The following is a 12,189-nucleotide window of genomic DNA, read 5'->3' as shown; positions in this document are numbered from 1 at the left end:
ACCAACCACCCGCGCATGCTCTCCGCCCTGGAGAAGGCCAAGCACGCCGGGGCGAAGATCATCTCGGTGAACCCGCTGCCCGAGGCCGGCCTGGACTGCCGGGCTGAAAGCGTGCGTCGCCTGGCAGGACGCCCCGCGCCCGGTCCTGGCCGACGACCTCCTGCCGGAACGCGCGATGGCCGGAGACCCTGCCGCGCGGGACCAGCTGGTGGAGGAGATCTACAGCCCTCTGGAGGAGGCCGGGTCCGCTCTCCTGGAGACGCTGAGTGTCTACCTGGAGCAGGCGAGCAGCTTGGAGGGTGCCGCCCGAATGTTGTTCGTCCACCCCAACACCGTGCGCTACCGGCTACGACGTGTGACGGACGTCACCGGCTGGTCGCCGTCCGACGTGCGCTCCGCGTTCACGCTCCGGATCGCGCTGATTCTGGGGCGCTTGGCCGCGAGAGATCGCCAGTCCTAGACTTTTGTCGGACTTCAACAATTCCCCTGACGGTTCTTCGTCCCTGTCCCCACGGGCGTACGGGACCGTCCGCAAGAGAGAGTGTGAGGGTGCTCGTACTCGTCGCTCCCGGCCAAGGCGCTCAGACGCCCGGCTTCCTGACTCCCTGGCTCGACCTCCCCGGTGCCACCGACCGCATCGCGGCCTGGTCCGACGCCATCGGGCTCGACCTTGCCCACTACGGCACGAAGGCCGACGCCGACGAGATCCGTGACACGGCGGTGGCCCAGCCCCTGCTGGTGGCCGCGGGTCTTCTCTCCGCGTCCGCGCTGAACGCGTCGCCCGCCGTCGTGGCCGGGCACAGCGTCGGCGAGATCACCGCAGCCGCGTACGCCGGTGTGCTCGGCGACGAGGCGGCGCTGCGCCTGGTGCGGGCCCGCGGGCTGGCGATGGCCGATGCCGCCGCGGTCACCGAGACCGGTATGGCCGCGCTGCTCGGCGGCGACCCGGACGTCACGGTCCCGCACCTGGAGAGCCTCGGGCTGACCCCGGCCAACGTGAACGGCGGCGGTCAGATCGTCGCCGCGGGCACGGCCGCGCAGATCGCCGCGCTGACCGAGAACAAGCCGGAGGGCGTGCGCCGCGTGGTGCCGCTCAAGGTCGCCGGGGCGTTCCACACGCACCACATGGCGCCGGCCGTCGAGCGGCTGCGTGCGGCGGCCCAGGGGCTGGAGATCGCCGATCCCATCGTGACGTACGTGTCGAACGCGGACGGCAAGACGGTCGCCACGGGCGCCGAGGTCGTCGAGCGCCTGGTCGGGCAGGTCGCGAACCCGGTCCGCTGGGACCTGTGCATGGAGACGTTCAGGGAGCTCGGTGTGACCGCGCTCATCGAGGCGTGCCCCGGCGGCACCCTCACCGGGCTCGCCAAGCGCGCGCTGCCCGGCGTGCAGACCCTCGCGCTCAAGACCCCCGACGACCTCGACGCGGCCCGCGCGCTCATCTCCGAGCACGCGTCCGCCTAAGGAGCACGAGCATGTCGAAGATCAAGCCCAGCCAGGGCGCCCCGTACGCACGCATCATGGGTGTCGGCGGTTACCGCCCGACCCGCGTGGTGCCGAACGAGGTGATCCTCGAAACGATCGACTCGTCCGACGAGTGGATCCGCTCCCGCTCCGGCATCGCCACCCGGCACTGGGCCTCCGACGAGGAGACCGTGTCCGCGATGTCCGTGGAGGCCGCGGGCAAGGCCATCGCCGACGCGGGGATCACCCCGGAGCAGATCGGCGGGGTGATCGTCTCCACCGTCTCGCACTTCAAGCAGACCCCGGCCGTCGCCACCGAGATCGCGCACAAGATCGGCGCGGGCAAGCCCGCCGCGTTCGACATCTCGGCCGGCTGCGCGGGCTTCGGTTACGGCCTGACGCTCGCCAAGGGCATGGTCGTCGACGGTTCCGCGAAGTACGTCCTCGTCATCGGCGTGGAGCGGCTCAGCGACCTCACCGACCTGTCGGACCGTGCCACGGCCTTCCTCTTCGGTGACGGAGCGGGCGCGGTCGTCGTCGGCCCGTCGAAGGTGCCGGCCATGGGCCCGACCGTCTGGGGCTCCGAGGGCGACAAGTCGGAGACCATCAAGCAGACCGTGTCGTGGGACCAGTTCCACGCCGAGCGCCCGGAGAAGTTCCCGGCCATCACGCAGGAGGGCCAGGCGGTCTTCCGCTGGGCCGTCTACGAGATGGCGAAGGTGGCCCAGCAGGCGCTGGAAGCCGCCGGGGTCGCTCCGGAAGACCTGGACGTCTTCATTCCGCACCAGGCCAACATGCGGATCATCGACTCGATGGTGAAGACCCTCAAACTGCCGGAGAACGTCATCGTCGCCCGCGACGTGGAGACGACCGGCAACACCTCCGCCGCCTCGATCCCGCTCGCTATGGAGCGGCTCCTGGCGACCGGGCAGGCGAAGAGCGGCGACACCGCCCTCGTCATCGGCTTCGGGGCGGGTCTCGTCTTCGCCGCGACGGTCGTTACTCTCCCCTAAGGCTTTTCGCCCGGTCCGAACGAGAATCTCCAGCCGCATCGGAGTTTCTCGGTCCGGACGTCAGAACCCAGCAGACAACACCGAAGGAGCGCCAACATGGCCGCCACCCAGGAAGAGATCCTCAGCGGTCTCGCCGAGATCGTCAACGAGATCGCCGGTATCCCGGTCGAGGACGTCCAGCTGGACAAGTCCTTCACCGACGACCTGGACGTCGACTCGCTGTCCATGGTCGAGGTCGTCGTCGCCGCCGAAGAGCGCTTCGACGTCAAGATCCCCGACGAGGACGTCAAGAACCTCAAGACGGTCGGCGACGCTGCCGAGTACATCCTGAAGAACCAGGGCTGATCCCAGTCCGGTTCGTGTGTCGCCACCCGGCGGTGGCGCCGCTGATTCACGACCCTCTACACGTGGAGAAGATTTTCCAGTGAACTCGACCAATCGCACCGTGGTCGTCACCGGTATCGGCGCAACCACTCCGCTGGGTGGCGACTCCGCATCGACCTGGGAGGGGTTGATGGCCGGCCGTTCCGGCATCAAGCCCCTCGAAGGCGAGCGTTTCGCCGAACTGCCCGTCCGGATCGCCGCGTTGGCGGCAGTTGACCCGGGCGAGGTTCTGCCCCGCCCGCTCGCCCGCAAGCTGGACCGCTCGGCGCAGTTCGCGCTGATCGCGGCTCGCGAGGCGTGGGCGGACGCCGGCTTCACCGGCAAGGCCGGTGAGGACGACAAGATCGAGCCCGAGCGCCTGGGCACGGTCATCGCCTCCGGCATCGGTGGCGTGATCACACTGCTCGACCAGTACGACGTGCTGAAGGAGAAGGGCGTACGCCGCGTCTCCCCGCACACCGTCCCCATGCTGATGCCGAACGGCCCGGCGGCCAACGTCGGCCTGGAGGTCAACGCACAGGCCGGTGTCCACACCCCGGTCTCCGCCTGCGCGTCGGGTGCCGAGGCCATCGGGTACGCCGTCGAGATGATCCGTACCGGCCGTGCCGACGTGGTCGTCGCCGGTGGTACCGAGGCGGCCATCCACCCGCTGCCGATCGCGGCCTTCGCCAACATGATGGCGATGTCCAAGAACAACGACGAGCCCCAGAAGGCCTCGCGGCCGTACGACACGGGCCGTGACGGCTTCGTCCTCGGTGAGGGCGCGGGTGTCGTGATCCTGGAGTCGGCCGAGCACGCCGCGGCGCGCGGCGCCAAGGTCTATTGCGAGGTGCTGGGCCAGGGCCTGTCGGCCGACGCCCACCACATCGCGCAGCCCGAGCCGACCGGCCGGGGCATCGCCGCGGCGATGCGCAACCTGCTGGACACCACGGACCTCAAGCCGTCCGAGATCGTCCACCTCAACGCGCACGCCACGTCCACGCCGCAGGGCGACGTGGCCGAGCTGAAGGCGCTGAGCGCGGTCCTGGGCGACGACCTCGACCACATCGCGATCTCCGCGACCAAGTCGATGACGGGCCACCTGCTCGGCGGTGCGGGCGGCATCGAGACCGTCGCCACGGTCCTCGCGCTGCACCACCGGATGGCCCCGCCGACCACCAACATCGAGAACCTCGACGACGACGTGACGGCGAACATCGTCCGCGACAAGCCGCAGCCGCTGCCCGAGGGTTCGATCGCCGCGATCAACAACTCGTTCGGCTTCGGCGGCCACAACGTGGTCCTGGCCTTCCGCAGCGTCTGATCGTTTCTGCTCGGCCTGCGACGACGATGCCCGCCCCCCGGTTCTCCGGGGAGGCGGGCATCGTCGTCCCCGGGTGCCTCACGTCCGCCCGGGTTCGACGATCACCTCGCTGCCGACCGGTACGAACCCGGCGGCGAGGAAGCCGCGCAGGGAGCGGGCGTTGCCCGGCGAGACGGCCGCGAAGACGGGGCTGCCGGGCGGTACGAGGGTGAGGGCGTCGGCGAGCAGACCGCGCCCCCGCCCGGGAGCGTGGGCCCCGGGATCGTGGAGTTCGACGCTGAGCTCCGGGCGCCCCGCGAGCCCTTCGGCGAGGGTGATCATGCCGCGTTCGTCCCCGTACACCCGGACGTCGCGGCGCAGGCGGCGGGCGTGCCGGACGCGCGGGTGGTCGTCGTGGCCGTCCAGCGGGCCGAGGCGGGGAGGGCCGCCGGTGCCCCGTGCGGTGAGGGTCGCGTCGGTGACGCCGACCGTGCCGTGCGGTCCCCCCAGCAGGCGCAGGAAGTCCGGCGCGAGCGAGGCTCCGAAGCCGTCCGGGCCGGCCCCGAGGACCTCGTCGGCGGTGAGTGCGGTGGCGACGACGGCATGGCCGGTGAACGCGACGGAGCACTCCAGCCCGCCGGGCAGGGGCGGCAGCACCGTCACCGAGCCGTCGACGGGCGGGAAGCGTCCCTCGGCGGCGTCGAGGAAGAGAGCGAGCAGGGGGTGCGGTCCGGTCATCGGGCTTCCTTCACCTGCTGGGTGAGGAAGTCGAGCAGGACCGCGTTGAACCGCTCGGGCTGCTCGGCGCCCGGCAGGTGGCCGGCGCCCTCGATCACTTCGAGCCGTGCGTGCGGGGCGTGGTGGCGCATCTCCTCGGCGTCGGCGATCGGGGTGTACACGTCGTCGGCGCCGACCACGACGAGTACGGGAACGTCGGCGGCGGCCAGCACGGGCCGCAGGTCGGGGCGTTCGGCGCGGCCCCGGAGCGCGGCGGCGGCGCCGCGCGGATCGGTGCCCCGCATCATCGCGAGCACCCGGTCGGCCACCTCGGGCAGGGCGGTCACGTTGTAGGCGGCGAGCATCTTGTCGATGACCTCGGCGGCGTACCCGCCCATGCCCTCGGCGAGCAGCCGGTCGGCGAGCTTGTTGCGGTACGCCTTGCCGTCCTCCGTCTCCGGCGGCACCGAGGTGTCGGAGAGGACCAGGGCGCGTACCCGCCCGGGGTGGAGCCGCCGGAACTCCAGGGCGATCTGACCGCCCATCGAGACACCGCCGACGACCGCGTCCGCGAGTCCGAGGTGGTCGAGGAGGGCGGCGAGGTCGTCGGCGAAGTCGGAGAGGTACACCGTCCCCTCCGTCACTCCGCTGGCGCCGTAGCCACGCAGGTCCGGGGTGATCACCCGGTATCCGGCCGCCGCCAGCGCCCGCGCCTGCGGGGCCCAGAGCGTGCGGTCGAACGGGTGGCCGTGGACCAGGACGACGGCCGGCCCGTCGGAGGGTCCGGAGTCGTCGTGCCGGAGGGTGGTGCCGCGCACCTCTAGGAAGGTCATGCGCGCGCAGCGTAGTGAAGCCGCGTTCCGAGGTCACCCGCGATTCACCATGCGGGACACGGCTCCTGACATCCCATGAGGCTCCCGTGCCCCGTGGCCCACGGCGCCGCGCCGGTCTCAGACCACCTGGTGCAGCCAGCGGACCGGGGCGCCCTCACCGGCGTGCCGGAAGGATTCCAGCTCGTCGTCCCAGGGTTTGCCGATGAGCCCCGCGACCTCCGCCTCCAGATCCGACTCTCCGCGCACGGAGCGCGTCAGGGCGGCCCGCAGCCGGTCCTCGGGGACGAGGATGTCGCCGTTCATGCCGGTGACGGCGTGGAAGATGCCGAGCGTGGGGGTGGAGCTGTAGCGCTCGCCCTCGGCCGTGGCACACGGTTCGGCGGTCACCTCGAAGCGGAGCAGGTCCCAGCCGCGCAGGGCGGAGGCCAGCTCCGAGGCGGTGCCGGCGCGGCCCCGCCAGGAGAACTCGGACCGCCAGGTGCCGGGCGCGGCCGGCTGTCTGATCCAGTCCAACTGGACCCGCACCCCGAGTACGCCTGCCACCGCCCATTCGATGTGCGGACAGAGCGCGCGCGGTGCGGAGTGTACGTACAGGACTCCACGTGTCGTCACCGGAACCTCCCGTGTGGGACGAGGTACGCCTTCCCCAGCGGCCTCGCGCCCGTACCGCCTGTTCCCGGCCGGCTCCCGAGGTTGTCATCAGTAAACAGCATCGGGAGATAATCTCCAGAAAACGGACAGTATGTGACGTGAGGTAACTTACCGGACCTCCCGTGCGGGGCGCGGGCGGGCGGGCCTCACTGGCTCTTCCGGAAAAAGCTACCGTGCGCCGGGGCCGGACGTGTGACGTACGGTCGGTCCCGGGCGCTTCATTCGCCCGCTTTCACCCGGCGGAGCACGCCCGGCGCACGCCTGCGCGCAGGGGGTGTGCCAGGGTCCATGACCAGCGGCATAGGCCAGGAACGACCGGAGGTTGAAGATGCCGGAACGCACACGGCCGGGTCGCCGTCCGAGGACCGCCGTCACCGGATTGGCGGCATGGGCGTGCGCCGGCGCACTCGCGCTGACGGGGTGTTCCGGCGGAGAGAGCGGCGGCGCGAAGAGCGCGCCGAAGGGCGCCGGTCGCGCGACCGCCGCCGCGCCCGCCGGTCCGGTGTGGAACCGCCGTCCGGGCTCGGTCGCGGCGGTCGGCGATTCGATGACCCGGGGGTTCGACGCCTGCTCGGTGCTGGCCGACTGCCCCGAGGTCTCCTGGGCCACCGGGACGGACAGCTCGGTGCGCAGTCTGGCCGCCCGGCTTCTCGGTCCGTCCGAGGTGACGGCGCACAGCTGGAACCACGCCGTGTCGGGCGCGAGGATCGCCCAGTTGCCGGAGCAGATGGCCGAGGCGGCGCGGGAGCGGCCGGAGCTGGTGACGGTGATGATCGGCGCCAACGACGCCTGCCGGGGATCGGTGGCCTCCATGACGCCCGTCGAGGACTTCCGGTTCTCCTTCGATCTGTCGCTGCGGCAGCTGCGGGCGGCCGTCCCGAAGGCGCAGGTGTACGTGTCGAGCGTGCCGGACCTGTGGCGGCTCTGGTCGACAGGGCGCCGCAACCCGCTGGGCAAGCAGGTCTGGAAGCTCGGGATCTGCAAGGCGATGCTGGCCGACGCCGACGACATGGGTGCCGCCGCCACCGCCCGGCGGGCCGCCGTGCGCGCCCGGGTGGTGGAGTACAACAAGGTGCTGCGCGAGGTGTGCGCCGGGGACGAGCTCTGCCGGTACGACGGCGACGCGGTCTTCGACTATCCGTTCACCGGCGCCCAGCTCAGCCCGTGGGACTGGTTCCACCCGGGGCGCGACGGGCAGGCCCGGCTGGCGGAGATCGCCTACCGCAATGTCACGGCAGCCGCCCCACCAGCGTAAAGTCCGATCATGAGTACGGTGACGACGATCAGCAGCGACCCGTTCGGCACCCTCCCGGACGGTACGTCCGTGGAGCGCTGGACCCTGGAGCGCGACGGGACCCGGGTGCGTCTGCTGACGTACGGTGCGATTCAGCAGTCCGTCGAGGTGGCGGACCGGGACGGGGTGGCCGGGGAGATCGTCCTCGGGCTGCCGGACCTCGCCGGTTACCTCACCCACGCCTCGCCCTTCTTCGGCGCGGTCTGCGGGCGGTACGCGAACCGCATCGGCGGCGCCTCCTTCGAGCTCGACGGCCGTACCCACCGGCTCACCGCCAACGAGGGCCCCAACCAGCTGCACGGCGGGGCGCGAGGCTTCGACAAGCGGGTCTGGGCGGCCCGCGAGGTGGACGGCGGCGTGGAGCTCGCCCTCGTCGCCGAGGACGGCGAAGAGGGCTTCCCCGGACGGCTCGCGGTCTCGGTGACGTACACGCTGGAGCCGGGCGGGGCGCTGCGGATCGGCTACCGGGCGACGACCGACGCGCCGACCGTCGTGAACCTCACCAACCACACCTACTGGAACCTGGCCGGCGCGGACACCGGCAGCGCACTCGGCCACGAGCTGCGGATCGCGGCCGGGCGGATCACGCCGGTGGACGCCGCCTCGCTGCCGACCGGCGAACTCGCCCCGGTGGACGGCACCCGCTTCGACTTCCGCCTGCCGAAGCCGGTGGGCCCGGGGTACGACCACAACTACGTCCTGGACGCTCCCGGCGAGCTCACGGAGGTCTCCGCCGAGCTGTACGACGCGGGCTCCGGGCGGGCGCTGACGGTGCGTACGACCGAGCCGGGCATCCAGCTCTACACCGCCGACCACCTCGGCGGCGGCCCCTTCGTGCCGTCCGCCGGGATCGCGCTGGAGACCCAGCACTTCCCGGACTCGCCGAACCGGCCCCACTTCCCGAGCACGGTGCTGCGACCGGGCGAGGAGTACGTCTCGACGACGGAGTACGGCTTCTCCGTGCGCTGACCCCCGCCGGGGCGGAGGCGAGGCGGAGACGGGGAGGAGCCCCGCAGCGGTGTCAGGTCCGCTGCGGGGCTCCTCGGTTGCGTGGACCGTCCCGAACCCGGTACGTACCCGGGTACGACACGATCATGCGCATGGCGAGTGCTCCTTGATGCCCCCGAAGTGCGGGCGCGGCCGGTGGCACCGTGCGAAGGTGGCCGGATGACGTCGTTGGAAGACCTCCGCAGACTGCGCCGGGCCCGCGACCGGATGGACCGCGAGTACGCCGAGCCGCTCGATGTCCCCGCGCTGGCCCGTACCGCCCTGATGTCGGCGGGCCACTTCTCCCGCAGCTTCAAGGCGGCGTACGGGGAGACCCCGTACAACTACCTCATGACCCGCCGGATCGAGCGGGCGAAGGCCCTGCTGCGGCGGGGCGACCTGTCGGTCACCGAGGTCTGCTTCGAGGTCGGCTGCACCTCGCTGGGATCGTTCAGCTCGCGCTTCACCGAGCTGGTCGGCGAGAGCCCGAGCGCCTACCGGGCCCGGTCCCACGAGGCGGGCGCGGCCGTCCCCGCCTGCGTCGCGAAGATCCACACGCGACCGGTCAGGAATGGAGAAGCGAAACGATGACCCCGCCCGTAGCGTGAAACGCATGGACATCAACCTCTCCCAGACCTTCATCGCCGTCGACGACCACGACAAGGCGCTCCCCTTCTACCGTGACGTGCTCGGACTCGAAGTCCGCAACGACGTGGGGTTCGAGGGGATGCGCTGGGTGACCGTCGGCTCCCCCTCGCAGCCCGACGTGAACATCGTGCTGGAGCCGCCGCTGGCGGACCCGGGCGCCTCGGCCGCCGACCGGCAGGCCGTGGCGGAACTCCTCGCGAAGGGCCTGCTGCGCGGCGTCATCTTCTCGACCGACGACGTCGACGCCACCTTCGAGCGCATCCGCGAAGGAGGTGGCGAAGTGATCCAGGAGCCGCTCGACCAGCCCTACGGCGTCCGCGACTGCGCCTTCCGCGACCCGTCCGGCAACATGCTGCGCTTCACCCAGAACAAGAAGTGACGCGCACGCCCCCCGCACCGCAGAACGCCGCACCGCAGAGCACCGCACCGCAGAGCACCGCACCGCAGAACGCCGCACCGCAGGAGGAAACAGCATGAGCAGGCCCCAGGGGACGGATCGCCGGTCGGCGGCGGAGCGCGGTGCGGACGGCCACGATCTGATCCGGGTGCACGGCGCGCGGGTGAACAACCTCAAGGACGTTCATGTCGAGCTCCCCAAGCGCCGGCTGACGGTGTTCACCGGCGTCTCCGGCTCGGGCAAGAGTTCCCTGGTGTTCGGCACCGTCGCCGCCGAGTCGCAACGGCTGATCAACGAGACGTACAGCGCCTTCGTGCAGGGCTTCATGCCCACGCAGGCACGGCCCGAGGTGGACGTGCTCGAAGGGCTGACCACCGCGATCCTCGTCGACCAGCAGCGCCTCGGCGGCGACGCCCGCTCCACCGTCGGCACCGCCACCGACGCCAACGCCATGCTGCGCATCCTCTTCAGCCGTCTCGGCAAGCCGCACATCGGCCCGCCGAGCGCCTACGCGTTCAACGTCCCCTCGGTACGGGCGAGCGGCGCGATCACCGTCGAACGGGGCAACAAGAAGGCCGTGAAGGCCACGTTCAACCGGACCGGCGGGATGTGCCCGCGCTGCGAGGGCCGGGGCACCGTCTCCGACATCGACCTCACCCAGCTCTACGACGACTCCAAGTCGCTGGCCGAGGGCGCGTTCACCATCCCCGGCTGGAAGTCCGACAGCTTCTGGACCGTGCGGGTCTACGCGGAGTCCGGCTTCCTCGACGCGGACAAGCCGATCCGCGACTTCACCGAGAAGGAGATGCGGGACTTCCTGTACCGCGAACCCACCAAGGTGAAGGTCGAGGGCGTCAACCTCACCTACGAGGGGCTGATCCCCAAGATCCAGAAGTCCTTCCTCTCCAAGGACAAAGAGGCGCTCCAGCCGCACATCCGGGCGTTCGTGGAGCGCGCGGTCACCTTCGACACCTGCCCCGAGTGCGAGGGCACCCGGCTCAGCGAGGGCGCTCGGTCCTCGAAGATCGCGCGCCTCTCCATCGCCGACGCCTGCGCGATGCAGATCAGCGACCTCGCCGCGTGGGTGGCCGCTCTGGACGAGCCCTCGGTGACGCCGCTGCTCACCGCGCTGGGGCGGACGCTCGACTCGTTCGTGGAGATCGGCCTCGGCTACCTCTCGCTCGACCGCCCGGCCGGCACGCTCTCCGGCGGCGAGGCGCAGCGCGTCAAAATGGTCCGCCACCTCGGTTCCTCGCTCACCGACGTGACGTACGTCTTCGACGAGCCGACCATCGGGCTGCACCCGCACGACATCCAGCGGATGAACGACCTGCTGCTGCGGCTGCGCGACAAGGGCAACACGGTGCTCGTGGTGGAGCACAAGCCGGAGACGATCTCCATCGCCGACCATGTGGTGGACCTGGGTCCCGGCGCCGGTGCGGCGGGCGGCACGGTCTGCTTCGAAGGGAGCGTTCAGGGGCTGCGGAAGAGCGACACGGTCACCGGCCGCCACTTCGACGACCGTGCGAAGCTGAAGGACGAGGTGCGGAAGCCCACCGGGACGCTGGAGGTCCGGGGGGCCTCGACGCACAACCTGCGGGACGTGGACGTGGACCTCCCGCTCGGGGTGCTCACGGTCGTCACCGGGGTCGCCGGTTCCGGCAAGAGCTCGCTGGTGCACGGGGCGCTGCCCCGGCAGGCGGGGGGCGGGGACGTCGTGTCGGTGGACCAGAGCCCGATCCGGGGGTCGCGGCGCAGCAACCCGGCGACGTACACCGGGCTGCTGGACCCGGTCCGTAAGGCGTTCGCGAAGGCCAACGGCGTGAAGCCGGCGCTCTTCAGCGCCAACTCCGAGGGCGCGTGCCCCGGTTGCAACGGCATCGGGGTCGTCTACACCGATCTGGCGATGATGGCGGGGGTCGCCTCGGTATGCGAGGAGTGCGAGGGGCGGCGTTACCAGGACTCGGTGCTGGAGTACCGGTTCGGCGGGCGGGACATCAGCGAGGTGCTGGCCATGTCGGCCGCCGAGGCACGGGAGTTCTTCGCCGGGGGCGAGGCGGCGACCCCGGCCGCGGAGCGGATTCTCGCGCGTCTGGTGGACGTCGGGCTCGGATACCTCACCCTGGGGCAGCCGTTGACCACGCTCTCCGGCGGTGAGCGCCAACGCCTCAAGCTGGCCACGCACATGGGCGAGAAGGGCGGCATCTACCTGCTCGACGAACCGACCACGGGTCTGCACCTCGCCGACGTGCAGCAGTTGCTCGGACTGCTCGACCGGCTCGTCGACTCCGGCAAGTCGGTGATCGTGGTGGAGCACCACCAGGCGGTCATGGCGCACGCCGACTGGATCGTCGACCTCGGCCCCGGGGCGGGCCACGACGGCGGGCTGATCGTCTTCGAGGGCACCCCGGCCGACCTGGTCGCCGCCCGCTCCACCCTCACGGGCGAGCACCTGGCGGCGTACGTCGGGGCCTGAGGAGGCTGCCGGGCGGCCGGGGCTTCGCCGACCGCCGAGTCGC

General features: G+C 71.3%; 12 protein-coding genes and 1 pseudogene. 10 read left to right on the top strand and 3 right to left on the bottom strand.

Annotation, left to right across the window (positions count from 1 at the left end; all coding sequences use genetic code 11):
* Positions 1-88 precede the first annotated feature (88 nt).
* The 5 genes and pseudogenes from ACWD3D_RS09415 to fabF form a co-directional block, all read left to right on the top strand.
* Positions 89-460: pseudogene (locus ACWD3D_RS09415) on the top strand (PucR family transcriptional regulator); the annotation flags it as partial.
* An 89-nt stretch (positions 461-549) separates the two neighbouring features.
* Positions 550-1,464, top strand: a complete 915-nt coding sequence (locus ACWD3D_RS09410) for an ACP S-malonyltransferase (RefSeq protein WP_451460314.1) — start codon at positions 550-552, stop codon at positions 1,462-1,464.
* 11 nt (positions 1,465-1,475) lie between these two features.
* The gene (locus ACWD3D_RS09405) at positions 1,476-2,477 is read left to right on the top strand and encodes a beta-ketoacyl-ACP synthase 3 (RefSeq protein ID WP_451460313.1); all 1,002 of its coding nucleotides are present in this window, start codon (positions 1,476-1,478) and stop codon (positions 2,475-2,477) included.
* A 96-nt stretch (positions 2,478-2,573) separates the two neighbouring features.
* The gene (locus ACWD3D_RS09400) at positions 2,574-2,822 is read left to right on the top strand and encodes an acyl carrier protein (protein ID WP_451460312.1); all 249 of its coding nucleotides are present in this window, start codon (positions 2,574-2,576) and stop codon (positions 2,820-2,822) included.
* Positions 2,823-2,901: 79 nt separating this feature from the next.
* Positions 2,902-4,164, top strand: coding sequence for a beta-ketoacyl-ACP synthase II (fabF, locus tag ACWD3D_RS09395; RefSeq protein WP_451460311.1), 1,263 nt, complete (start codon positions 2,902-2,904; stop codon positions 4,162-4,164).
* Positions 4,165-4,242: 78 nt separating this feature from the next.
* Here the strand turns inward: fabF and ACWD3D_RS09390 are convergent, their stop codons facing one another.
* From ACWD3D_RS09390 to ACWD3D_RS09380, 3 genes are all read right to left on the bottom strand, one after another.
* On the bottom strand, positions 4,243-4,881 hold the full coding sequence (locus tag ACWD3D_RS09390; RefSeq protein WP_451460310.1) for a hypothetical protein: 639 nt from the start codon (positions 4,879-4,881) through the stop codon (positions 4,243-4,245).
* On the bottom strand, positions 4,878-5,693 hold the full coding sequence (locus ACWD3D_RS09385; RefSeq protein WP_451460309.1) for an alpha/beta fold hydrolase: 816 nt from the start codon (positions 5,691-5,693) through the stop codon (positions 4,878-4,880). The genes ACWD3D_RS09390 and ACWD3D_RS09385 overlap by 4 nt, the downstream gene beginning before the upstream one ends.
* A 117-nt stretch (positions 5,694-5,810) precedes the next feature.
* Positions 5,811-6,305: a DUF3145 domain-containing protein gene (locus tag ACWD3D_RS09380; protein WP_328721931.1), complete on the bottom strand. Its 495-nt coding sequence runs from the start codon at positions 6,303-6,305 to the stop codon at positions 5,811-5,813.
* 367 nt (positions 6,306-6,672) lie between these two features.
* On the opposite strand from ACWD3D_RS09380, the gene ACWD3D_RS09375 reads away from it, so the two are divergent.
* The 5 genes from ACWD3D_RS09375 to ACWD3D_RS09355 all read left to right on the top strand — a co-directional run bounded on the left by ACWD3D_RS09375 (position 6,673) and on the right by ACWD3D_RS09355 (position 12,146).
* On the top strand, positions 6,673-7,599 hold the full coding sequence (locus tag ACWD3D_RS09375; protein ID WP_451460308.1) for a GDSL-type esterase/lipase family protein: 927 nt from the start codon (positions 6,673-6,675) through the stop codon (positions 7,597-7,599).
* 9 nt (positions 7,600-7,608) lie between these two features.
* Entirely contained in the window at positions 7,609-8,607 is a 999-nt protein-coding gene (locus ACWD3D_RS09370) for an aldose epimerase family protein (protein ID WP_451460307.1), read from the top strand.
* Positions 8,608-8,805: 198 nt separating this feature from the next.
* Positions 8,806-9,216, top strand: coding sequence for a helix-turn-helix transcriptional regulator (locus tag ACWD3D_RS09365; protein ID WP_327175604.1), 411 nt, complete (start codon positions 8,806-8,808; stop codon positions 9,214-9,216).
* Between the two features lie 22 nt (positions 9,217-9,238).
* Positions 9,239-9,652, top strand: a complete 414-nt coding sequence (locus ACWD3D_RS09360) for a VOC family protein (RefSeq protein ID WP_328721928.1) — start codon at positions 9,239-9,241, stop codon at positions 9,650-9,652.
* A gap of 94 nt (positions 9,653-9,746) precedes the next feature.
* A complete protein-coding gene (locus tag ACWD3D_RS09355; RefSeq protein ID WP_451460306.1) occupies positions 9,747-12,146 on the top strand; it encodes an ATP-binding cassette domain-containing protein in 2,400 nt (799 codons plus the stop codon).
* Positions 12,147-12,189: the final 43 nt, after the last annotated feature.

This window comes from Streptomyces sp. NPDC002690, from assembly GCF_053592415.1.
Note: the sequence above shows the minus strand (reverse complement) of the source record. Positions and strands in the feature narration are given on the sequence as shown.

What these genes read in the sequence shown, in the direction of transcription:
- ACWD3D_RS09405 (WP_451460313.1), top strand. Translation starts at nt 1,476, where the DNA reads ATGTCGAAGATCAAGCCCAGCCAGGGCGCCCCGTACGCACGCATCATG.
- ACWD3D_RS09400 (WP_451460312.1), top strand. Translation starts at nt 2,574, where the DNA reads ATGGCCGCCACCCAGGAAGAGATCCTCAGCGGTCTCGCCGAGATCGTC.
- ACWD3D_RS09390 (WP_451460310.1), bottom strand. Translation starts at nt 4,881, where the DNA reads ATGACCGGACCGCACCCCCTGCTCGCTCTCTTCCTCGACGCCGCCGAG.
- ACWD3D_RS09385 (WP_451460309.1), bottom strand. Translation starts at nt 5,693, where the DNA reads ATGACCTTCCTAGAGGTGCGCGGCACCACCCTCCGGCACGACGACTCC.
- ACWD3D_RS09375 (WP_451460308.1), top strand. Translation starts at nt 6,673, where the DNA reads ATGCCGGAACGCACACGGCCGGGTCGCCGTCCGAGGACCGCCGTCACC.
- ACWD3D_RS09370 (WP_451460307.1), top strand. Translation starts at nt 7,609, where the DNA reads ATGAGTACGGTGACGACGATCAGCAGCGACCCGTTCGGCACCCTCCCG.
- ACWD3D_RS09365 (WP_327175604.1), top strand. Translation starts at nt 8,806, where the DNA reads ATGACGTCGTTGGAAGACCTCCGCAGACTGCGCCGGGCCCGCGACCGG.
- ACWD3D_RS09360 (WP_328721928.1), top strand. Translation starts at nt 9,239, where the DNA reads ATGGACATCAACCTCTCCCAGACCTTCATCGCCGTCGACGACCACGAC.
- ACWD3D_RS09355 (WP_451460306.1), top strand. Translation starts at nt 9,747, where the DNA reads ATGAGCAGGCCCCAGGGGACGGATCGCCGGTCGGCGGCGGAGCGCGGT.